Origin of the sequence: Bacillus sp. GMs2/2, from assembly GCF_050172095.1 — a bacterium.
Classification (GTDB): domain Bacteria; phylum Bacillota; class Bacilli; order Bacillales; family Bacillaceae_G; genus Bacillus_A; species Bacillus_A cereus.
The window spans coordinates 1-22,842 of sequence record NZ_JBNLYE010000048.1; the positions used below are offsets into that span (position 1 = coordinate 1).

The following is a 22,842-nucleotide window of genomic DNA, read 5'->3' on the forward strand; positions in this document are numbered from 1 at the left end:
TCTCCTGTTCATTAATATTATATTTGAATAATTATTCATTTGATCGACCAGCGATGTTACATTTTCTCGACAAAAAAACTCGCTCTAAAAAGAGCGAGTTTTTTCATTATATATTATTGACCTTTGTACATTGCATCTACTTGTTTTTGAAGTTCCTCATTTTCTAAGAACTCATCATAAGTAGCCTCTTTATCGATTACACCGTTTGGTGTTACTTCGATAATGCGGTTTGCAATTGTTTGCACGAACTGATGGTCATGAGATGTGAATAAGATTGTACCTTTGAATGCAATTAAACCGTTGTTTAATGCTGTAATTGACTCAAGGTCTAAGTGGTTCGTTGGATCGTCAAGTGTGATTACGTTCGCACCACTTAACATCATTTTAGATAACATACAACGAACTTTTTCGCCTCCAGATAATACAGAAACGTTCTTCTTAACTTCTTCACCTGAGAATAACATACGGCCTAAGAAACCACGTAAGAAGCTTTCAGACTCATCTTGTGGAGAGAATTGACGTAACCATTCAACTAAGTTGTAATCACTGTTCTCAAAGTACTTAGAGTTATCTCTTGGGAAGTAAGATTGAGAGGTTGTAACACCCCATTTGAATGAACCGCTATCCGGCTCCATTTCACCCATAAGAATTTTAAATAATGTTGTCATCGCAATATCGTTACGGCCGATAAATGCAACTTTATCACCTTTATTTAAAGTGAAGTACACATTATCTAACACTTTTTCACCATCAATTGTTTTAGAAAGACCTTCAACAGTTAATAAGTCATTTCCTACTTCACGCTCAGGTGTGAAGCCAACGAATGGGTAACGACGTGATGACGGTCTAATATCATCTAATGTAATTTTGTCTAATAATTTTTTACGAGAAGTTGCTTGTTTCGCTTTAGAAGCGTTTGAACTAAAGCGTGCAATGAAGTTTTGTAACTCTTTTACTTTCTCTTCTTTTTTCTTATTAGCATCTTGTGTTAATTTTAAAGCTAATTGGCTTGACTCATACCAGAAGTCATAGTTACCAACATAAAGTTGAATTTTACCGAAATCAAGGTCAGCCATGTGCGTACATACTTTATTTAAGAAGTGACGGTCATGGGATACTACGATAACTGTGTTTTCAAAGTTCATTAAGAAGTTTTCTAACCATTGAATCGCTTTTAAGTCCAAGTGGTTGGTAGGCTCATCTAATAATAGAATGTCAGGTTGACCGAATAAAGCTTGAGCAAGTAATACTTTTACTTTCTCTGCCCCAGTTAATTCTGACAATTTCTTATCATGAAGGTCTTCACCAATACCTAAACCTTTAAGAAGAATTGCAGCTTCTGACTCAGCTTCCCAACCGTTAAGCTCAGCGAACTCACCTTCAAGTTCAGCAGCGCGCATTCCATCTTCATCACTAAAGTCTTCTTTCATGTAAATAGCATTTTTCTCTTGCATTACTTTGTAAAGTTGCGTGTGACCCATAATTACTGTTTCTAATACTGGGAACTCTTCATATTCGAAGTGATTCTGTTTTAATACTGCTAGACGCTCACCTGGCGTAATATGTATGTCACCTGTTGATGGTTCAATCTCTCCAGATAAAATCTTTAGGAATGTAGATTTACCAGCACCGTTTGCTCCGATTAAACCGTAGCAGTTACCTGGCGTGAATTTTATGTTAACATCTTCAAATAATTTGCGATCCGCGAAACGCAAACTAACGTTACTTACTGTAATCATTTGTGTCCTCCTACTAATACCGCTTATTTCAGCGTTTTCTCACCGATTGTCTTAAAAAATCGCATATTACGACTCAATTATTGTAGACTATAGCTATTATATAGTAGAAGCTGGATGAATAGCAACGGTTGATTACCTTTCTACAATGAAATCGGATAGTTTTTGTCCATTCCCCTAGCTATTGTATGTATATCATCGACCTCTTTCTCATATAACCTTTCACTGCTCATTCTGTAATATATCGGATTCATTTTCATCTGAAATATTATATACCGAAAAAACTGTAGAGAAATCATTCCCTACAGTCTCTTCTTATTTCGTATTTATTATTTTCTCTTTGTAACTCTTCATTTTACTCGTTAACCCTATTAACGCCGGTAGTAATATCGGCATCACAATTAAAGCTAATAGAAGAAGTGCAACACCAACTACTGACGCAACTTGTATAAGTGTTAATACACCTGATGGAATTAATGCTGCAAATGTCCCCCCTAAAATTAGCGCAGCTGATAATACAACTCCTCCTATATGACGAGATGCAGTTACAATTTTCGTTACCGAATCCCCTTCTATCTCGTTATAGCGCATCATTACGAAAATACTATAATCCACTCCTAAAGCGACAATCATAATGAAGCTAAAGAATGGAACATTCCAGCTTAATGACTCTACATGTAATACATGTGCACTAATTTGTTCGCTTATACCGAGTGATGCAAAGTACGCCAATAGTAATGAGCCAATAATAAATATTGTGTTTAGTAATGAGCGTGTAATTACGATTAATACAATCGCAATGCCAATCAACATAATCGTAGCTGTACGTAAGAAATCTTGCCCTGTTACTTCTTTTAAATCAACGTTTCTAGCTGTTGTTCCGCCAATTGCTGTTTTCGCATCATGTAATTCCGTTCCCTTTACAGTACCATCGATTGTTTTATTGATTTCTTGAATAATTGGCATCGCTTCTTTTGAATACGGATTTACATCTAAAATGATAGTCATTTTAGCAATTTTTCTATCCTGTGACATGTACGTGTTCAATGCTTTTTGGAAATCTTCTTCCTCTAGCACTTCTTTTTGAATATAAAACTTCTCAGAGCTTTTCGATTCATTGAGCTCCCCTAAATATTTCTGTGCGTCATGCAGGCCATTACTTACTTTTCCAAGCCCTTCTGTACTTTTAGATAAACCGGATTGTAATTGGCCCATCTTTTCCTGCAGGTCTTTAAGGCCCGTTAAAAGTTGTCCCTGCCCATCGTTTATTTTCGTTAATCCAGATTGTAACTCAACTGATTTATTTGCAATTTTTTTTGAACCTGAAGAACCTTCATTTAATCCATTTTTAAGATCGGCTGCTCCCTTTTGTAACTTATTAACTCCATTGCTCATTTCTTTTAAGCCGTTATCCACTTTCAGTAACGATTGATTCGCTTCTTTAAATGAACTCATCGCCGTTTTGTGCTGCGTTGCTAATTGATTTAATTCATTTGAAAGTACGCTTAATTTTCTTTGAGCCTCTTTAGCAATCCCTATCGTTTGTTGTATGTTTGGATCATTCGCTAATTCTGGTTTCGTTTGAACGAAATTGGTCATTAACATTTCAATTTGTTCATATCCCTTTTTCGCACCATCAATCGCTTGAGAAATACTTCCGAAGTATTGATCGTAAGAGTTTAAACCTTTTTCTAACTGTGCATAACCAGCATGCAGCTGCGACGTTGCATTAGATAGAACATTTATATTTTCGTTTACTGAAGCTAAACCACTCTCAATTTGCTGTGCTCCTTGTGCACCGTCGTTTATGCCATTTGATAATTGATGTAAAGCTGTTCCTAATGCTGATACCCCGTTTTTCGCCTCGTTCGTTCCATCAATTAATTTTCGAACATTCGCAAGACTATTTGAATCATTACTTCCCATTTTATTTTTTGCATCTGTTAATCCATCATTAATTTCCTTTATGCCACCATCGGCATCCCCTAATCCTGTATTCAATTCTCCCGCTTGCTTATTTAAATATAATTCTTTTATCTTCTCACCAGTTGGACGTGTTGGTGCATATACTTCTGACACACCTTTAACTTTCGAAATTTTATCAGTTAATTCGTCTAAAATTTGTAGAGAAGTTCCTTCATCCAGCTTTTTATCAGATTGAATGACTAATGTACTCGGTGAAGAGAAACCAGGCGGAAAATAATCCTCTATTACGTTAATACCCATCTTGGATTCATACTTATTATCCACTTCAAATAAATCATTGTAATTAAGTGTATTAGAGTATTTTAATACGAAAGGAATCGATATTACGAATACGATAATTAAAGCGACAAATGGCCTTGCTACTGAGTTTTTCGCAAAGAATCCCCATAAGCGACTATCCTCATGACCTTTAAATGTTTTAACTGGATAAAACATTCCTTTTCCTAAAAGCACCATGAAAAATGGATTTAAAGTCGTTAATACGAGTAATAATACTAAAACACCAATTGCTACCGCTGAAGTAGATTGATATAATTTAAAACTTGCTAAAGCAAGTGATGCAAAACCAATTAGCACCGCTATTCCGCTATATAATACAGTTTTACCTGCTGATTTGAATGTTTCTTTCGTAGCTAAAAATGCATTTTCTTGTTTACTTAATTCTTCTTTAAACCTCGTATATAATAAAATGTTATAATCTGTTCCTACCCCAAACAGGACGACGACTACGAACACTTGTGTAAAGTTTGAGAATGGAAAATTAAATTGATCTACAAGCTGGGCAATAATCCCCATTGAAACTAAATACGATATACCAACTGTAAGAAGAGAAACAATTGGAACAACTGGTGAACGGAATACGAGGATTAATACTACAAGAATGAAAATGATTGAAATAACTTCTGTCTTTTGCACTCCCTCTTGAGAGGATTTAAGAAAATCACCCGCTATTAAGTCACTTCCTGTTAAATACGTTTTTACCCCTTTCGTTTGCACTTTTTCATGAAGATTATTTGAAACTTTTGATATTTCACCATGTTTTTTATCTATCGATATTTGCGTTAAAATAGTCGTATTATCTTTAGAAACTAATTGTTTCTCCAAGTCTTTATTGTCTAAATGTGAAACAACTTGCTTAATTCCTAATTGCTCTTTTTCATTTTGCAGGGCGTTGATTGTTTTTGTTATTTCCTTTTTTTGTTCATCTGTTAAAGCTGCCTTATTGCCACTATTAAAAACGGCTATAATTTCATACTTTTCAACCCCTTCTTTATCCATCTCTTTCATCATCTTGTCAGCAATACTGCTTTGCTTTGTATTAGGGATTGTAATTTTCCCTTTTTCTTTCACTAATTGATCCATATTAGGCATCGTTACGACCATTGTAATAGTAATAACTATCCATAATAGAAAAGATAAACTTCTCCAACTTTTTAACTTGCTCATTTGAATCATCTCCCGTTTTGAAAGTTTCACGTTAACAACGGAATGAACGTTCATTCCTATTATTCTATTACGTTATTTTGTAAATTCTATTAAACTAGTCTTTCCGGAATGAATGTTCATTCCCTTAGTTACACAAATATCCTTTCCTACTCTCATTTTTTTAAATCTAGTTAGGAATGAATATTCATTCCAGCCCTTGTAAAGCTATAGAATCAAATGATTCTAATAGCGTTCCAAGAGCTTTCTTCTAATTCTTTTACTAACTCTTTCGAGTATTCTAATTGCCCTGTTGCAATTACTTTCGTTAATTTTTCTAGCGGTTGATATACAATAATAATTAAAGCAATGGGAGGCAATGGACGAAGAAAACCTTTTGCGATTCCATCTTCAATAATATTCATAAAGAAGCCTATAAAATCATCAAATATTTTCTTGCTCTGTTCGTCAAGAAAATAACTATCGCAGTGAGAATTTGTAAATAAAAAAGCATCCACATTGTTTCTCGCAAATTCAAATAAACGGTTGTACGTATGACTAAACTGTTCACGAATATTTGCTTCAACGGGAAAATCCGTTTTTATCATTTCAGAAAGCTGTAACATGCTTTTTGAAAATAATGAGTTAACAAGTGCCTCTTTATTGGCAAAATAGCGATAAATAGTACCCGCACCGACATTTGCTTTTTCAGCGATCATTGGAATTGTCGTACCATCATAACCACGCTCTGCAAAAAGTTGCATCGCAGCATCAAAAATATCCTCTTGTTTGTTTTTAGCCATTTTTTCCACCTCTATTTTCAGGAATGAAAATTCATTCCGTTTTTAATTATAAATTACATGGATTAAAAGTCAAGTGCGTGACAAAGTATAGTTACGTTTTAGTGAAAAAATTATATCAACGATTATTAGAATATATCAGCGCAAGTCTAATTATATCAGCGATTTTCAGGATATATCGGCGCATCTCCAATTATATCAGCGATTTTCAGGATATATCGGCGCATCTCCAATTATATCAACGATTTTCAGGATATATCAGCGCATCTCCAATTATATCAGCGATTTTCAGGATATATCTACTTACCGACAACCAAAGAGAAAGCTGTCCCAAAAATTGTTTTTGGGACAGCCCGATTTTCTATTGAAAACTTAAAAGAAATCATAAATAAATGCTTCTCGTACCGGAACTATTTTCTCAAACGCTTGTATTTCCTCTTCACTTCCGCTAATTAATTCTAATTCATTCAGTTGTAACGGACGTTTATAGCCGAACATTATTGTAGATAACTCGTTTATATCCAGTTTGATGCCTTTATCTATTGTTTCCTCTTTTATTATTGTTATTTCATGATTTGCAAACCTCACTGATACGTTATTCCACGGTGCAAATGAATCTGTAATATGTAAAATTAGTTCTTGTTGTACATTGTTCCAGTTTAATTCATATTGTTTAAAGAACTGCTCCACATCTACAATTCTTCCCATAAAATATGGTTTTATTTCTGTCTTCACGCGTGGCTCTTGCAATGAATATAATAACGGTTCGCTTTCACTTACTGTCATTTCAATTTCTTTAATCATAGAATCATGCTGACAAATAAAGTTCCACAGACCATTTCGTGCTTCATTATGCAGTGGTACAAATTCTTCTACTGTCATTTTATAGTTTTCTATTTTGTATAACATGTAACCTGCTGCCTTTTTATTTTCATCATAGTAAATCGCTAATGTTAAATCATCATAAACCGCTTGTAACCACCAGTTCTTCTCTCGAACTAACATACATGAAAAACGTTCTGCAAATGCTTCATAGAGCTTCTCGACTTCTTCTGGATGATTTTCTTTATTAAAACGTTTCACAGTACCATTTACTTGTTTTTTCATCACTAAATCGCTCTTACTTATATGACATTTGAGTAGATTCGCACAAAGTTCCCAGCCGTATTTACGATAAAATGAAACAGCAAATGGATGTAACATAGAGACTGTATAGCCATCTTTTTTCATTGTCTGAAGTGAATGTTGAAGTAGCTCTTTTACATACCCACTTCTTCTGTACTCTGGATACGTCGCTACTCCTGCAACGCCACCCATTTTAAATTTTTCTTTACCTATGTAAATATGAAACGGAATGAGGTGTAGTTTTGCAGCTAAGTCTTCCCCTTCCATAATGCCGTATATTTCATGACTTTCCTTCATTTTTGTAAGTTGCTGCTGTAATCGTTCCTCATCTACTTTATATTGAAAAGCGTATTCTGATAAACGTAATGCTTCTCTGAACTTATCTTCTTTTAATTGTATGACATTCATATAATTCTCCTCCATTCCCTGTTTGAATTGTATCATAATTCTTACTATTATAGTTCGGTAAGTGAAACTACAAGAACGTTTTAACAAAAAAGCAGATACATCACGTATCTGCTTTCCATCCTTTTTATTTAGCTAATTTTTGAAGTTCGTCAAAGAATGTAGGATATGATACACCTACTGCTTCTGCATCTTCAATAATTGTTTTTCCTTCTGCTAGGCAGCCAGCAATTGCAAGCATCATTCCGATACGGTGATCACCATAACTATTTACTGTATTGCCTTTTAGAGCTGATTTTCCGTAAATGATCATACCGTCATCAGTTGCTTCTATGCGAGCTCCTAGTTTCGTTAACTCAGCAACGACTGTATCAATACGGTTTGTTTCTTTTACTTTCAATTCATGTGCATCTTTAATTACTGTAATTCCTTCTGCTTGTGTTGCCGCTAATGCGATTACAGGAATCTCATCGATTAATCTAGGGATAATATCTCCGCCAATTTCAATTCCTTTTAATGAAGATGTTTCGATTGTAATATTTGCAGCTGGTTCTGATGCCCCTTCGTTAATTAGATCTACAGTGAACGTAGCACCCATTTTTTCTAAAACATCAATAATACCTGTACGGGTTGGATTCATTCCTACATTTTGTAATACTAGTTTACTATTTGGGATGATTGCACCTGCTACTAAGAAAAATGCTGCTGATGATACGTCACCTGGCACTTGAATGTCTGTTGCTGTTAATTTTTGTCCACCTGACAGCTTCACTGTTTTCCCTTCGCGAGTTACTTTAACACCAAATGCTTCGAGCATTCTTTCCGTATGGTCGCGTGAAATATGTGGTTCTGTAACAGCTGTTACACCTTCTGCACGAAGACCTGCAAGTAAAATAGCTGATTTTACTTGTGCACTTGCAACAGGAGAAATATATTCAATTGCTTTTAAATCTCCGCCACGTATTGTTAACGGTGTAAATGTTCCTTCTTCGCGCCCATCAATGTTCGCGCCCATTTGTTTTAATGGATTCGTTACACGTTTCATCGGTCTTTTTGCAATAGATGCATCACCTTGTACGCAAGAGAAAAATGGTGTGTTAGCTAATATACCTGACATTAATCGGATTGTTGTACCAGAATTACCAACATCTAATACAGCTTTCGGTTCTTGTAAACCTTCTAATCCTTTACCAACTACAGTAACCTCATCACCGTTTTGCGTAATTTCTACTCCCATTTCTTTAAAACATGAAATCGTACTTAAACAGTCTGCACCAGGCAAGAAACCTTTAATTGTTGTTTTTCCTTCTGCAATAGAACCGAACATAACAGCGCGGTGTGAAATGGATTTATCACCTGGGATTGTAATATTACCATTCAATCCGTTATTAACAGGTTGTATTGTTCTTTCTTTCACGTTTTTCACCTTCTCATTTAAATTGTTTCATAAGTTTGGTATTCTTCTTCTCCAAGCGCTAGCTTTGCTTTCATACGATCTTCTTCCCTTTGGAAGCTAATACGTAATACCCCAAGCAGTCCTTCACGCGCTTCTAATATTTGCAAGTTCGTAATACTAATTTCCTCGCGCGCTAAAATACTCGTAATATGAGCCAATGCCCCCACCTTATCTAATACATCGACGTATAAGTCGTGATAGGCAGGAATTGCCCCTCTCTTTCTTACTGGTAAAGAATCACGGTATTCTTTCGCATCTGCAAAATAGTTTTGAATCTCGCCTGCATCTCCGGTAGAAACTGTTTTATATAAATCTTCCATTTCAGAGATCCACTCTTTTAATAATACCATTAAATGCTCTCGATTTTGCTTTACAATATCACTCCACATTTTTGGACTACTAGATGCGATACGTGTAATGTCTTTGAAACCTCCAGCAGCTAGTTGATGAATGAGCGGATTATCTCCTGCATGTTTCTCAACTTGCTTTACTAAACCTGCTGCGATAAGGTGCGGAAAATGACTAACGATCCCTGTTACATAATCATGTTCTTCCGTATTTAAAACAAGAAAATGTGACCCTGTTCCTTTTAACCATACTTTAAGGTCTTCCACTTGTTTATTTGGCACGTGATTCATCGGTGTTAAAATGTAAAATGCATTTTCAAATAAATGTGCCTTTGCACTTTCAACTCCCGTTTTATGAGAACCCGCCATCGGATGTCCACCAATGAAAGAAACATCCTTTGAAAATAAAGCTTCCGCTTCGTTCATAATAGACCCTTTTGTACTACCAACATCAGTCACTATAACATCTTCTCGTAAACGGAATGACGCAAGTTTGTGTAATAGCTTCTTCGTTTCTTCAACTGGAGAAGCAAAAACAATTAAATGTGCCTCTTCACATGCACGCTGTAAATCAAATCCTATTTCATCTACTACGTGTAATTCTTTTGCACGCTCTACTTGCTCTTTAAATATATCGTACCCTGTTATCGTTACATCGTGCTCTTTCTTAATTGCTAATGCGAGAGAGCCTCCTATTAAACCTGTTCCAATTAATACTACCTTTTTACGCATTTGCCTCATCTCGAGACTTATTTTTTTTATTTTCAAAGTGTTGTTTTAACACTGAAATCACTCCTTCATTTTGCTCCCTTGTTCCAACTGTAATACGGACACCCTTTGGGAATGGACGAATAATAAATCCTGCATGTGCACAAGCTTCATAAATCTCTCCAGCATTATCTACCGGTAAGAAGATGAAATTAGTTTGTGACGAATAAAATGGTATACCGTTTTCCTTACAGAAACTCTCGTATTGCTGTAATCCTTCTGTATTCATGTGAACTATTTCTTTAATAAACTCGTCATCACCAAAAGCAATCGTAGCTGCTTTTTGCGCTAATGAAGATACGTTAAATGGTAAACGTACGACATTTAATTTCTCAATTAACTCTTCCTGTCCGATCGCATATCCAACGCGGAAAGAAGCTAATCCGTATGCTTTAGAAAACGTTCTAAGTACAAGAATGTTTTTATGTTTTTCTAAAAGCGGTAATGTCTCAGGGAAATCTTTTGCTGTTACGTATTCATAGTACGCTTCATCAATGACAATTAACGTATTTTCACTAATGCCTTCAATAAATTGAGTTAATTTTTGCTCATTCACATATGTGCCCGTCGGGTTGTTCGGATTACAAATCCATACGATTTTCGTATTATTATTTACCGCTGACGAAATTTCGTCTAAATCGTATACACCTTTATTTAAAGGAATTTCTTTCACTTCACACCCTTCAATAATCGCATGATGGCGGTACTGCGGGAATGTTGCACCTGCTGTTACAATGTTATCTCCCGCTCGTAATACGGCGCGGCTTATCATTTGAATGATTTCATCTAAACCACTACCACAAAGTACTTGTTCCATTTGCACATGCAACTTATCTGCGATTGTTTGACGGAGCGTTGTAGCACCTCCGTCAGGATATAAAGCATGTTCCAACCAAGAGTTTTGCAACTCTTCTAAAACTCTCGGTGAACAACCAAATGGATTTTCATTCGATGCTAATTTCACAAACGAATGATCTCCGTACACTTCTTTCATTTGTTCTGGTGATTTACCTGGTTTATATGGTTGTAATGATGATAGTTGATCTTTTACTTGCACGTTAAACCCACCTTTTCATTAAAATTCTTTTGCGTAGTTATTGTGTTGCATAATGTTTTGTTTTAATAATTCCATACGATCTTTTCCGAATTGTTCGACTAGTGCATCTGCAAGTTCCCATGCCACAACAGATTCAGCTACTACACCCGCTGCTGGTACTGCGCAACTATCAGATCTTTCAATACTCGCTTGGAATGCTTCTTTCGTATCAATATCAACGCTTGCTAACGGTTTGTATAAAGTAGGAATTGGCTTCATCACGCCTCTTACGATAATTGGCATACCTGTTGTCATACCACCTTCTAAACCGCCGGCATTATTCGTTTTTCTCGTGTATCCTTTTTCTTCATCCCACAGAATTTCATCATGCACTTTGCTTCCTGGTTGTCGTGCCGCTTCAAAACCTACGCCGATTTCAGCACCTTTAAATGCATTTATACTCATAATTGCACCAGCAAGTTTTGCATCTAATTTACGATCGTAATGAACGTAACTACCAACGCCAATCGGCATACCTTCTGCAATGACTTCCACAATACCACCGATTGAATCTCCACTACTTTTTGCGTTGTCAATCGCATTCATCATTTCTTGCTCTACTTCTTCATCTAAACATCGAACTGGTGAGTTTTCAGTAATTGTTTGAATTTCTTCAATTGATAAGTTTGAAATATGTTTTGCTTTTACTCCACCAATTTCAAGAACATGTCCTGCAATTCCCACGCCTAATTCGCTTAAAATTTGTTTTGCAACTGCACCAGCAGCTACACGAACTGTCGTTTCTCTTGCAGATGACCGCTCTAATACGTTTCTTATATCACGATGACCATATTTAATTGCTCCATTTAAATCTGCATGTCCGGGACGTGGTTTTGTAATTGTACGTTTCATGTCTTTACTTTCTTTTTCCGAAATTGGCTCTGCACCCATTACTTTCGTCCAATGTTTGAAATCATCATTTTTTACAATTAACGTAATCGGTGATCCAAGTGTCATCCCGTGACGAACACCACTTACAATTTCAACTGTATCTGTTTCAATTTGCATACGTCTTCCGCGTCCATGACCTTTTTGTCTTCTTAATAATTCTTTATTAATATGTTCCGCCGTAAGTGTCAAACCTGCTGGTACACCTTCTAAAATAACTGTTAACTGCGGTCCATGTGATTCTCCAGCTGTAATGTATCTCATTTCTCTTGCCCCTTTACTATTTTTTTGTACAAAAAAGTCCCTACTGAGCGCTCAGTAGGGACGATATTTATCGCGGTACCACCCTAGTTGTAGACTTCTTTCGTCTACCTCTCTTCTTCTTTAACGATCGTTCGACCGTCTTACCCTCCAAAAGTTGTCGGGAAAGATGCTCCAAGGCTGTAATTCATGCTTACCTTTGTACTGATTCACACCGACCATCAGCTCTCTTTAACAGTGAGATAAGCACTACTGTTTCCTCTTCAACGCATATATGATATGGAATTAAGATAATTTATTTTTGAAACCTTTTAACTCATCCATGAATCTATGGAATTCTGGAATGTCCATTTGTTGTGCAGAATCTGATAATGCAACTGCTGGATCTGGATGAACTTCAGCCATTACTGCATCTGCACCAATTGCAAGTGCCGCTTTCGCTGTTGGTAATAATAAATCTCTGCGTCCAGTTGAATGTGTTACATCAACGATAACTGGTAAATGTGTTTCTTTCTTTAAAATTGGTACTGCAGAAATGTCTAATGTGTTACGTGTTGCTCTTTCGTATGTGCGGATACCGCGCTCACAAAGAATAATTTGATCGTTACCTTGCGCAATGATGTATTCCGCTGCGTTAATGAACTCATCAATTGTTGCTGCTAATCCACGTTTTAATAATACTGGTTTGTTAACTTTACCTACAGCTCGTAATAAATCGAAGTTTTGCATGTTACGTGCGCCAACTTGAATTACATCAACGTAGTCTAATGCCATTTCAACATCGTTCGGATTTAAAATTTCACTAATAATTGCTAAGTCAAACTCGTCTGCTACTTGACGTAAAATTTGAAGTCCTTCTACTCCTAAACCTTGGAAATCATATGGAGAAGTTCTCGGTTTGAATGCACCACCGCGCATTAATTTTAAGCCTTGGTCTTTCATCGCTTGCCCCACTTGACGAACTTGTTCTAAACTTTCTACTGCACAAGGTCCCATGATGAACGTTTGTGTTCCGTTTCCAATCAATTCACCTTTTACATCAACAATTGTATTTTCTTGTTTCTTTTTACGTGATACTAGTAACGCTTTACGGTTATCATCTTCTTGTAACTCTAAGCTTGCTTTGAAAATCGTTTTGAAAATATGTTGAACTGTTGATGTTTCGAATGGTCCTTCGTTATGCTCTGCAATCATATCAAGTACTTCACGCTCACGTACTGGATCAAAGCGTTTCGTACCTTGTACTTGCTTTTGCTCTCCAATTTTTTGAACAATTTCACCACGTTTGTTTAAAAGGTGTAATAGTTGTAAGTTAATTTCATCTACCTGTTTACGTAATTGATCTAATTCATGATTTGCCATTTGGAAATCCTCCTCTAATGTTTTAAAAGTATAGTAAGAGAATAAAAAATTCTCTATTTTCTGAACTGACTAATTATACAAATTTATAGTGGAATCGATACCTCTTCTTATTTTAAACTAATAATTCATACAAAGACATGAACTACTAGTTAAAAACCCACTTTTTTGTACAAAAAAGCCCTACTGATTCAATCAGTAGGGACGATATTTATCGCGGTACCACCCTAATTGTAGACTTCTTTCGTCTACCTCTCTTCATTGTTAACGATCATCTGACCGTCTTTCCCTTCATAAAGACAATACTATCTTTACTACGAAAAAGATGCTCCAGGACTGTAATTCGCTCTTGTTTATGTACTGGTTTGCACCAACCACCAGCTCTCTGTTACAGGGAAACAACAACTACTGCTTTTCCTTTCAATGCATGACTATTTAATTTTCAAGTTGAACCACTAAAATACAAAAAGTCCCTACTGAATAAATCAGTAGGGACGATATTTATCGCGGTACCACCCTAGTTGTAGACTAACTTTCCGTCTACCTCTCTTCACTGTTAACGATCAATTGACCGCTTTTTCCTCATAAAGACAAACTATCTTTATTACGAAAAAGATGCTCCAAGACTGTAATTCATGATTATCCCTGTACTGGTTCACACCAACCACCAGCTCTCTGTTACAGTAAGACTAACCACTACTGTGATCTCTTCATTGCACTTTGTTTATTCAAATGTTTTTGAAATTGAATAAGTATGATTCGTATTATAGAACGCTTTTCAAAACACTGTCAACAACTTTTTATATATTTTTTCAAATTCCACTTTCGTCCTATAATTCTTTTTGTAAATCACCCATTACAATTCCTATGCGAATTATTTCATTTTCTAGTAAATGTAAAACATATTCCTCTACTTCATACTGAACTAATAATTCTTTTATTTGTATGATTTCTTTTTCAAATAAAACGGCTTCGTGACATGTTTGTAGTAAAATAAAAAACACATTTGCAAACATTTCTTTATGCGCTTTCATACTTTCTTTTTTATGAAGCATTTCAATCAATAACCGCTTCATTTCCTCACCTGTACATTTACCATGTACACTTGAAAATGCACGAGACATAATACATAATCCTTTTTCTAATATTTCATCCATGTATAAAATAATACGTAAAAGCATTACATATTCTCTCGCAGTTATCTCACCCATTTTTGGTCGTTCTCGCAAAAATACACTGAGCCAAGCTGTCCAAAACTTTTGTTGTTCTTTTACACTTAATGTTTTGACGTAATAGCATAAAAACTGCATAAACTTAATTTTATTTTCTTCATTTTCTAGTATGAGTAACGGGTATAACCAATTTGTTTTTTGCTCCCAATATAGTACACATTTAATAAATACAAAGCTAAGCCACTTCAAGAAAGCTTCTCTCGTATGCGGATGTAATACTTCCAAATGTTCTATCGCATACTTAATAAATCGCTTCATTTCTGTAAATAAAGGTAAATTTATTTGCGTGTAACATAAGCCGGCCCATGCATATTCCGTAATCTCATTTTGTTTTTTTAAATCTAAGTATGGTAACAAATATTTTCGGCACCATTGTTTTTCAATATGATATAGAAATGTAATATCTGCTATTAAACGAGCAAACATAAAGTTTGTTCGTTCCGAATTAACTCTTACTTGTTCTTCAAATAAAAATAAATATTCATATACATTACGATCGTATAAATGATCATATGATAACAACTTTAATAATACAGCCGTCATTTTTCCAACTGGATGCTGAATTGATTCATTATAAAAATCTTGTTTCCCAAGCTTAAAGTCTGTATCACTCTTCATAACTTGAGGGAACACTGAAAAAGCAAATCGTTTTACAACACGTATACTGTTCTCTTCTAACTCTTCTAGTCGATTACTAATTTCATATAGAAAACTACTAATTAACCAATGAAAAGCAGTATTTCTAACAAATTTCTGCAATAGCGGAATAATTTTTTGGATTTGCTCATTCGTCAATCCTCGATTATTTCGCCATTCTCTAATACAAACAAACCATACTTCATTACTTATTTCTTGCACTCCTACTAATTGGTATGCAAATGAAATACTCCATTCTGTGTTTAATTTACATGCTTTTGATAACATCTCTAAAAAATGGCGTTGTTCAAAAACACCATCTTGCGAAAATTGCTGAACTTGCTTCATAATTTCAACATCTTTCAGCTGCAATAATCCGTCAGCAGTTACATTACAAGTAATGCTTTCTGCTGTATCTTCTTTCTTTTGTACACTGTATCGTTCAGAATGAAAATGAGGATGCTTTTGCTTCATTAACTCATACCCATTTGCCGTAGATGGGCTATTCGAATCACACTTGAATAATAAGTCTAATACGAGACATGCATCAAATACCCTCTCTTCTGTAAGATGCTTTATTACAGTTCGAGTGACTTCTTCTTTTGTTTTTTCTAAACAATGTGCATAATGCCTTTTTAAAAGTTGAAAAACTTCGTGTTTATAAGTGAAATCTAAAATAAGTCCTTCATGTAACAACCATTTCATTTTGTCATCTACACGAACAAAAATATTTTTATTCATCGCATCAATTGCAATTCGCTTTTGAAGTACACTATTTGCTTCTATCATTTCTGTAATATAATAAGCCGCTTTTTTCTCATTGTTTTCGCATAAATAAGTTAGACACTCTTTTACAATTCGTATTAAAAATGCAAGATCATTTTGATGAAACTCTTTCTCTACATTTTCCTTATTTCTTTTTTTCAGTGCCGTTTGTCTTAACGACAACATTCTCAATTTTTCTAATCCAATCATCATAATTGGAACAGCATAATAAGCGATATATGGCCTCATCTTTTCGTTCCAAATTTGCTCCACATGAGAAAATGTTGATACTGGTAAGCGACTCGATTCCTCGAGTTCTATTGATTCTTGCGTATCATTTCCCCATTTTCTTACACGTTTCAACTTCAGTTTTCCGTCTAAAATAAAAGTTAGTAACAATAAGGCAATTTCTTTATGCTCAGGAAAAGAACATTTTTGCAGTAACTTAGAAATCTTTTCTATAGAGCTACTATCTTTTTCAGCTGTTTCTAATAAAAGGAGTGTCCACCTTGCAAACAACAGCGGGTCCATCTTACTCTTCGTTTCGTTTAAGTAGTTACAAATTGTTCTCCATAATAACGGTGATATTTTAGAATAGTTTTTATAAATTAATTGAAATAATTCTTTCTGATGACTAAAAAGAAATTGTTCCACTAACCATTCTGCAAGTAATTCATCTACTTCATTATAGTTTGGCCTAAGCATAAACAAATTTTGTAATTTACCTTCTGCTTCTAACCATTCGACCCATTCATAATCATGAGCAAATTCCACAAAGTAACGTACTGTTTCAATTTTTTTAATCGATTGCTTTATGTATGATAATTGTTCCTGTTCTACTGACGGGGGAACCGTTACAATATCCCGAATACGCATTCTTTTCGTAATATAATTATCACCCATTAATTCAGCCCAGCGTTTTACTGCTTTTACGAGGGATTGATGATTATTCACCTTATTCGGATACACAATTGGTCTTATCCCTAAATGTTCCCAGTGGTACGTATTTTCTCCTTGTGCGACAAAAGCAAATCGTCTTGTACTTGGTGGTAAACCAGTTGCTAAATATTTCATTACTGGGTCATTATGACTATATCCAATGAATAAAACGGTGTAATTTGAGAATAGATCAACTAAAAATCTTCTCGCCCACCCTTCCGTTAAGTAAGCCCTTCCAAAATCACCATCTGTTAAAATTAAAGCCTCTTTCTCCTGTTCTACATTACCATGTATGTAAGCAAGACCTTTAAAAGCTCTCCCAGTCGGTAAAGCTGGAGCGTAATAAACATTAATATCTCTATTTATTTCTTTAATTGCTGTTGTAAAATGTTGATCAAAATTTGTTGTTACAATGCGGATATCTGTATCTAAAGGAAATAGCCTTGGAATTGCATAATGCAATGGATTCGGTTTTGATTTCTCTATATGAACAAGATCTCTTGCGACTTGATGTACATCTTTTGTTTTCGCAATTTTACCAAGATAATAATCATGTGGTTCTGTTATTTCACGTTTTTCGACATATAACGTTTTTGCAATTTCATCAACTAAATCATCAAAATTCGGTAAGTTTGATTTCCCTTTCATAGAAACTCCCGCTCCAACAAATAATACTAACTTTCCTTGCTCAAGGTGATCAATTAACTCATCTGGAATTTCTACTTCTGAAGTAATCCACATCCTGGATTCCCCCTTACCTAAAAATGTCATACACTCTCATTTTACTATAACATTTTTTCATTGTTTTTATAATATTTAGACTAAATTCTGAACATGAAAAAGTTTTATGTAAATAAATCCGTTACAATGTATGAACTCCAGAATTTATTGAAAAACTATGTATAAATCGGAGGTGTAAATTTTGAATGATTTCACAGTAGTGCTTATCAAGTTTATATCGTGCATTATCGCATTTAGCATTGGGCTTGCTTTATTTTTCCCTGCAACGTTTGTTCAAATTATTTCATTCAGTCTCTTTGTTACAATCGTATCCTACATGTTCGTTGATAAAATTATTTTAAATCGAATTGGCAATACTGGTGCCATTATGTCGGATTTCTTATTAACATATTTAAGCGTATGGATTTTCGGTAATATTTTATTAGACAACTATATGCAAATTGCATGGGGCAGTATCCTTTCTGCCATCGTCTTCACTTTATCTGAAGTAATCGTTCATCGCTTCTCTAACTCTCATACAAGGCACAACAATGATAACATTCGTATTAATCGCCGCTTTGCATATGGTACGGAGTTTGCTGAAGAACAAAATATATTGGATAAAGACAAGAAGAAGTAACATTTTAATGCAGGAGCGCCCTTTTTAATTATGTGGTGCTCCTTTTTTGTATATTTTTATTATGGTACGTGAAATTATATAAACGATTATTTCAAAATATCGACTTACCAACAATATTTGACGCTATTTTTCTAATAAAAAAACTGCCTCTTATTTAGAGGCAGCCACTTTCAAGTCTTTTAATGCAACAACATCCGCAAACGCTCCCAATACTGCGTTATGATGTTTCACAATATCTTCAGCACGTAACACTTCTGCATCAAATGTACTATGCGCATCACTCACTAACGTTACTTTATATCCTTCACTACATGCTCTGCGCGTTGTCGTATCTACACAATACTCTGTTTGCATTCCCGAAAGAATAACGTGTTCAATTCCTTTCTCTTGTAACACTTCGCTTAAGTTTGTCTTATGGAATGAATCTGGCGTCGTCTTTTCAACAATATCATCCCCTTCTTGCGGAGCGATTGTTGCATGGATTCGCCATCCATCCGTACCTTTTTCTAACGGATGGTCTTTAGGACCGTTATGTTGGACATAAATAACTGGAATATCATTTGAACGACATTCCCCAATAAGCTCTTGCAATGTTTGTAAAAATTTTTCCCCATTATGTACTGGCATTCCAGCTGTATACATACCGGCTTGCACATCAATTACGATTAATGCTTTTTTCATTTCACACACCTCCCTTCGTTTATATAAGCCATTGCATATTCATTATAATTGTTTGTATTCCATCATCCAACAATCTTCTAGTTCCCCCTCATGCAGCTCATGTTCCTTTAAAATCTTTACTTTTTTAAATCCGCATTTTTCATAACACTTTATCGCTCGTTCATTATTTACTTTCGGATCCATTGCGATTGCTTCTGCTCCCATTTCACCCATAATGTATGTAATTGCTGCCTGAACGAGTTTTTGTCCAATTCCTTTTCCCCAATAGACTGGTTCACCGATAAATTGATCCATTCCCCATACATTTTGTGATTCTTTATAGCCATATATCGCTTTCCACTCTGAATCAACTGGGTACATTTGTATGTAACCAATCGGAACGGTATCAAATTCTATTAAACATCTATTTTCATTACTGTTTGGATTATGCATAAAATGATCAAGCACCTTTTCTACAGATTGCGGATTATCTCGCCCTTCGTAATACCGCAGGACTGCTGGGTCCGTTAACCATTTAGAAATGATAGCTGCATCATTTTCCATTACGTATCTAATCAATAAACCTTCTTTTTGAAAAAGCATATTATACCTCTATTATTCCTTTATATTTTTTCTTGATGTTACATCTTTCATTGCACCTACTAATGCATATGGTAGTAATGTAATCGCAAAAAATGCTGTAAATACGTTAAATTGCGGGATTGTATAGAGTGTGAACCATTCAGTGAAAAATTGAGAATTTAATATTCTATTAAAAAACTCTCCGCCTGGCCTAAAGTTTGGTGCCCACGCAGTTATTTCACACAAAATAAACAGTAACTGAACAATAAAAAATGCCCCTAGATAACGAAACCAAGTCCGTTTCCATATAGGTTGTGCATTTTTTAATATATCCCCCATCTAATCCCCTCCTTAAATATCCATCATATTAATTATACACTTTCCTCACTTTATTTGTTAAAATTTTCTATATAATTAATACCGTTGGGGGAATACATTATGTCTAAACCTATACTTACATCCACTTTAATCATTCTTAGAGGAAACTCCGCAAGTGGTAAAACAACGATTGCAAAGCAACTACAAGAACATTTCGGACAAGGTACACTTTTAGTATCACAGGATGTTGTGCGTAGAGATATGCTTAGAGTACACGACACAATGGGTAATTTATCACATGATTTACTATTTGAAATTACAAAGTACGGAAAAGGAAAATGTGAATTTGTTATTTTAGAAGGTATATTGGACAGTCGCAGGTATGGTGAGATGTTAAAAGAATTAATTCGTTATTTTGATGAAAATGCATTTACATATTATTTTGATTTATCATTAGAGGAAACTATTAGACGACATAACACAAGGGACAAACGATATGAATTTGGTGAAGATTCCCTCCAAAAATGGTATAATCCGCACGATACAATTGAGGTTGCCAGAGAAACTATTTTTACAGATAACTTTACGCAAAAAGATATATTTGATGCGATTCTTAATGATGTTGCGATACAAAAACAAGACTAATATAATATGTTAGTCTTGTTATGTATTTTGTATTTCAGTTTTTATAATTAAACAATCTATACATAAATAATAGTATATATTCATTTCCCCAAACTGGAAATCAACTACTGAAATAAGTCCACGTCCCTCAATATCTTGAGTAATTGTAGCAACATATTTCATCTCTTTCGCACAAGTTGGACACGCCAAATCCTTTGGAAGATCATCATATAACGGTACCCCTAATAATCTACATACATATTCAGAACCGAACAAGTCAAAAGCTTCCCAGTAACTATCTTCATCTGTAGGTATATCTTCATTTTTCATATTTATAAGCTTTACCGTTGTTTTTGGTAATGAAGCTGGTAACTTAATTACAGATTTAGTAATAAGTCATTTAAAAATCCTATTATACTTCCACCAAAAAAATAAAAGCCAGCCTCAATAAAGAGAACTGACTTCTATTTGGATCATTATAGTTACTATAAAATTTTTACTTTAACAGTTTTTCTTCCCCAATTCATAGCTTTACTTTTTGACCCCATTAATACATCAATACGATTACCTTTAATTGCGCTTCCAGTATCACCAGCGATAGCTTCTCCATAACCTTCTACCCATACTTTAGATCCTAATGGGATTACTTTCGGGTCAACTGCGATAATTCTCATATTCGGATTTGCCGTTAAATCATGCCCCATCGCAGTTAAAACGCGTCCACCATATGTACCATTTTCACTTGGATCAGCAGTATACGCTGTCGCTACTACCGTTAATTCACGTTTAGCAGACTGTATGTTGTTTTTAGATGCTTCTTTCGCTCTCTCTTCTTCTTTAGCTTTTGCTTCTTCTCTTGCTCTCTCTTCTTCTTTAGCTTTTGCTATTTCTCTTGCTTTCTCTTCTTCTTTAGCCTTTGCTATTTCTCTTGCTTTTTCTTCTTCTTTAGCCTTTGCTATTTCTCTTACTCTCTCTTCTTCTTTAGCCTTTGCTATTTCTCTTGCTTTCTCTTCTTCTTTAGCTTTTGCTATTTCTCTTGCTTTCTCTTCTTCTTTAGCTTTTGCTATTTCTCTTGCTTTCTCTTCTTCTTTAGCTTTTGCTATTTCTTGTACTTTTTCTTCTTCTTTAGCTTTTACTATTTCTTGCACTTTCGCTTCTTCTTTGACTTTTGCCTCTTCTTTGACTTTTGCTTCTTCTTTAGGCTTTACTATTTCTTGCACTTTCGCTTCTTCTTTGACTTTTGCTTCTTCTTTAGGCTTTACTATTTCTTGCACTTTCGCTTCTTCTTTGACTTTTGCCTCTTCTTTAGGCTTTACTATTTCTTGCGCTTTTACTTCTTCTTTGACTTTTGCTTCTTCTTTAGGCTTTACTATTTCTTGCACTTTCGCTTCTTTTTTAACTTTTACTTCTTCTTTGACTTTTACCTCTTCTTTAGGCTTTACTATTTCTTGTGCTTTCGTTGTTTCTTTCGCTTTTGCTACTTTCTGCGTCTTTACTTCTTTCTTTTCTTTAACTGATTTTTGTACTTTCGCTACTTGCTTCGTTTTCTCTTCAGTTTTCTTTTCAGTTGGTGCTGTACTTGATAGGAAAGAAACGTTTGCATAAGCAATTTTTCCTTTATACTCAAATTCCAACCATCCGTCTTTTACTTGATGCGTTGATTCAATTACATCATCTTTTTTTAGTCTGCCAAGAATTTCTGAATCTGTGTTTGCTTCGGTACGTACATTTAACAAATTCGCCGTTACATGATACACATCTTTTGTAAACTCCGAACTTACAAACACTTCTTTACCGTTCAATTCAATTTTTGACCAGCCATCTTCGGTATTGATGACTTTTAACTCTTGCCCATTCTTTACTTTTTCGACCACTTTTGATTCTGTAGTCGGTTTTTCACGTACGTTAAGTACATCTGCTGTTACGATTGTTTCTGCGGTAGCAGTTGTGGTAAACGCCCCCAATCCAAAAATAGTTGCTGTTGCTGCGCCAATTACTTTTTTCATATTAGCCTCCATTATATTTTTTTGAATTTTATCAAATGTCTCTGTAAAATTGTATAATTTTACATAATATC

16 protein-coding genes, 1 pseudogene and 3 other annotated features are annotated in these 22,842 nt (G+C 35.0%); of the genes and pseudogenes, 2 read left to right on the forward strand and 15 right to left on the reverse strand.

What is annotated here, in order from left to right; genetic code table 11:
* Positions 1 to 113: 113 nt before the first annotated feature.
* From ACQGS6_RS09510 to ACQGS6_RS09555, 10 genes are all read right to left on the reverse strand, one after another.
* On the reverse strand, positions 114 to 1,739 hold the full coding sequence (locus ACQGS6_RS09510) for an ABC-F family ATP-binding cassette domain-containing protein (RefSeq protein WP_000633864.1): 1,626 nt from the start codon (positions 1,737 to 1,739) through the stop codon (positions 114 to 116).
* 312 nt (positions 1,740 to 2,051) lie between these two features.
* Positions 2,052 to 5,168, reverse strand: coding sequence for an MMPL family transporter (locus ACQGS6_RS09515; RefSeq protein WP_426965063.1), 3,117 nt, complete (start codon positions 5,166 to 5,168; stop codon positions 2,052 to 2,054).
* 212 nt (positions 5,169 to 5,380) lie between these two features.
* Positions 5,381 to 5,947 (reverse strand): TetR/AcrR family transcriptional regulator, encoded by a 567-nt coding sequence (locus tag ACQGS6_RS09520; protein ID WP_074626024.1) that lies wholly within the window; start codon positions 5,945 to 5,947, stop codon positions 5,381 to 5,383.
* A 369-nt stretch (positions 5,948 to 6,316) separates the two neighbouring features.
* Complete coding sequence (locus ACQGS6_RS09525; RefSeq protein ID WP_001100917.1) at positions 6,317 to 7,477, reverse strand: GNAT family N-acetyltransferase; 1,161 nt, start codon at positions 7,475 to 7,477, stop codon at positions 6,317 to 6,319.
* Between the two features lie 124 nt (positions 7,478 to 7,601).
* Positions 7,602 to 8,891 carry a 3-phosphoshikimate 1-carboxyvinyltransferase gene (gene aroA, locus ACQGS6_RS09530; protein ID WP_074626018.1) on the reverse strand — a complete coding sequence of 430 codons (1,290 nt, stop codon included), beginning with the start codon at positions 8,889 to 8,891 and terminating at the stop codon, positions 7,602 to 7,604.
* Positions 8,892 to 8,908: 17 nt separating this feature from the next.
* Entirely contained in the window at positions 8,909 to 10,009 is a 1,101-nt protein-coding gene (gene tyrA / locus ACQGS6_RS09535; protein ID WP_074626016.1) for a prephenate dehydrogenase, read from the reverse strand.
* Complete coding sequence (gene hisC / locus ACQGS6_RS09540; protein WP_074626015.1) at positions 10,002 to 11,102, reverse strand: histidinol-phosphate transaminase; 1,101 nt, start codon at positions 11,100 to 11,102, stop codon at positions 10,002 to 10,004. The genes tyrA and hisC overlap by 8 nt, the downstream gene beginning before the upstream one ends.
* Before the next feature lie 18 nt (positions 11,103 to 11,120).
* Complete coding sequence (gene aroC, locus ACQGS6_RS09545; protein WP_001269427.1) at positions 11,121 to 12,293, reverse strand: chorismate synthase; 1,173 nt, start codon at positions 12,291 to 12,293, stop codon at positions 11,121 to 11,123.
* Between the two features lie 53 nt (positions 12,294 to 12,346).
* Positions 12,347 to 12,566 (reverse strand) — a binding site (T-box leader).
* A 9-nt stretch (positions 12,567 to 12,575) separates the two neighbouring features.
* Positions 12,576 to 13,652, reverse strand: coding sequence for a bifunctional 3-deoxy-7-phosphoheptulonate synthase/chorismate mutase (locus tag ACQGS6_RS09550; protein WP_001273575.1), 1,077 nt, complete (start codon positions 13,650 to 13,652; stop codon positions 12,576 to 12,578).
* A gap of 194 nt (positions 13,653 to 13,846) precedes the next feature.
* Positions 13,847 to 14,082: a binding site (T-box leader), on the reverse strand.
* Positions 14,083 to 14,136: 54 nt separating this feature from the next.
* Positions 14,137 to 14,372, reverse strand: a binding site (T-box leader).
* Positions 14,373 to 14,479: 107 nt separating this feature from the next.
* Positions 14,480 to 17,962 carry a DUF4020 domain-containing protein gene (locus ACQGS6_RS09555; protein ID WP_426965066.1) on the reverse strand — a complete coding sequence of 1,161 codons (3,483 nt, stop codon included), beginning with the start codon at positions 17,960 to 17,962 and terminating at the stop codon, positions 14,480 to 14,482.
* A gap of 181 nt (positions 17,963 to 18,143) precedes the next feature.
* Here ACQGS6_RS09555 and ACQGS6_RS09560 point away from each other — a divergent pair, with 181 nt between their 5' ends.
* Entirely contained in the window at positions 18,144 to 18,581 is a 438-nt protein-coding gene (locus ACQGS6_RS09560) for a YndM family protein (RefSeq protein WP_000997702.1), read from the forward strand.
* Between the two features lie 150 nt (positions 18,582 to 18,731).
* Here ACQGS6_RS09560 and ACQGS6_RS09565 read toward each other — a convergent pair whose 3' ends face one another.
* The 3 genes from ACQGS6_RS09565 to ACQGS6_RS09575 are packed head-to-tail and all read right to left on the reverse strand — an operon-like array spanning position 18,732 to position 20,162.
* Positions 18,732 to 19,262 (reverse strand): cysteine hydrolase family protein, encoded by a 531-nt coding sequence (locus tag ACQGS6_RS09565; RefSeq protein WP_016081173.1) that lies wholly within the window; start codon positions 19,260 to 19,262, stop codon positions 18,732 to 18,734.
* Between the two features lie 42 nt (positions 19,263 to 19,304).
* Positions 19,305 to 19,844, reverse strand: coding sequence for a GNAT family N-acetyltransferase (locus tag ACQGS6_RS09570; protein ID WP_000898784.1), 540 nt, complete (start codon positions 19,842 to 19,844; stop codon positions 19,305 to 19,307).
* 12 nt (positions 19,845 to 19,856) lie between these two features.
* A complete protein-coding gene (locus ACQGS6_RS09575; protein ID WP_000502339.1) occupies positions 19,857 to 20,162 on the reverse strand; it encodes a YfzA family protein in 306 nt (101 codons plus the stop codon).
* Between the two features lie 99 nt (positions 20,163 to 20,261).
* Between ACQGS6_RS09575 and ACQGS6_RS09580 the strand changes: the two genes are divergently transcribed.
* The gene (locus ACQGS6_RS09580; protein WP_074625439.1) at positions 20,262 to 20,786 is read left to right on the forward strand and encodes a kinase; all 525 of its coding nucleotides are present in this window, start codon (positions 20,262 to 20,264) and stop codon (positions 20,784 to 20,786) included.
* Positions 20,787 to 20,804: 18 nt separating this feature from the next.
* On the opposite strand, the pseudogene ACQGS6_RS09585 reads toward ACQGS6_RS09580, so the two are convergent.
* Both ACQGS6_RS09585 and entB read right to left on the reverse strand, forming a co-directional pair.
* A pseudogene (locus ACQGS6_RS09585) lies at positions 20,805 to 21,140 on the reverse strand (hypothetical protein); the annotation flags it as partial.
* 110 nt (positions 21,141 to 21,250) lie between these two features.
* Positions 21,251 to 22,771 carry a cell wall-binding protein EntB gene (gene entB / locus ACQGS6_RS09590; protein WP_426965069.1) on the reverse strand — a complete coding sequence of 507 codons (1,521 nt, stop codon included), beginning with the start codon at positions 22,769 to 22,771 and terminating at the stop codon, positions 21,251 to 21,253.
* Positions 22,772 to 22,842 lie beyond the last annotated feature (71 nt).

What these genes read in the sequence shown, in the direction of transcription:
- ACQGS6_RS09550 (WP_001273575.1), bottom strand. Translation starts at nt 13,652, where the DNA reads ATGGCAAATCATGAATTAGATCAATTACGTAAACAGGTAGATGAAATT.
- tyrA (WP_074626016.1), bottom strand. Translation starts at nt 10,009, where the DNA reads ATGCGTAAAAAGGTAGTATTAATTGGAACAGGTTTAATAGGAGGCTCT.
- ACQGS6_RS09525 (WP_001100917.1), bottom strand. Translation starts at nt 7,477, where the DNA reads ATGAATGTCATACAATTAAAAGAAGATAAGTTCAGAGAAGCATTACGT.
- ACQGS6_RS09565 (WP_016081173.1), bottom strand. Translation starts at nt 19,262, where the DNA reads ATGAAAAAAGCATTAATCGTAATTGATGTGCAAGCCGGTATGTATACA.
- ACQGS6_RS09510 (WP_000633864.1), bottom strand. Translation starts at nt 1,739, where the DNA reads ATGATTACAGTAAGTAACGTTAGTTTGCGTTTCGCGGATCGCAAATTA.
- ACQGS6_RS09580 (WP_074625439.1), top strand. Translation starts at nt 20,262, where the DNA reads ATGTCTAAACCTATACTTACATCCACTTTAATCATTCTTAGAGGAAAC.
- ACQGS6_RS09575 (WP_000502339.1), bottom strand. Translation starts at nt 20,162, where the DNA reads ATGGGGGATATATTAAAAAATGCACAACCTATATGGAAACGGACTTGG.
- ACQGS6_RS09515 (WP_426965063.1), bottom strand. Translation starts at nt 5,168, where the DNA reads ATGAGCAAGTTAAAAAGTTGGAGAAGTTTATCTTTTCTATTATGGATA.
- ACQGS6_RS09570 (WP_000898784.1), bottom strand. Translation starts at nt 19,844, where the DNA reads ATGCTTTTTCAAAAAGAAGGTTTATTGATTAGATACGTAATGGAAAAT.
- ACQGS6_RS09520 (WP_074626024.1), bottom strand. Translation starts at nt 5,947, where the DNA reads ATGGCTAAAAACAAACAAGAGGATATTTTTGATGCTGCGATGCAACTT.
- ACQGS6_RS09555 (WP_426965066.1), bottom strand. Translation starts at nt 17,962, where the DNA reads ATGTGGATTACTTCAGAAGTAGAAATTCCAGATGAGTTAATTGATCAC.
- aroC (WP_001269427.1), bottom strand. Translation starts at nt 12,293, where the DNA reads ATGAGATACATTACAGCTGGAGAATCACATGGACCGCAGTTAACAGTT.
- entB (WP_426965069.1), bottom strand. Translation starts at nt 22,771, where the DNA reads ATGAAAAAAGTAATTGGCGCAGCAACAGCAACTATTTTTGGATTGGGG.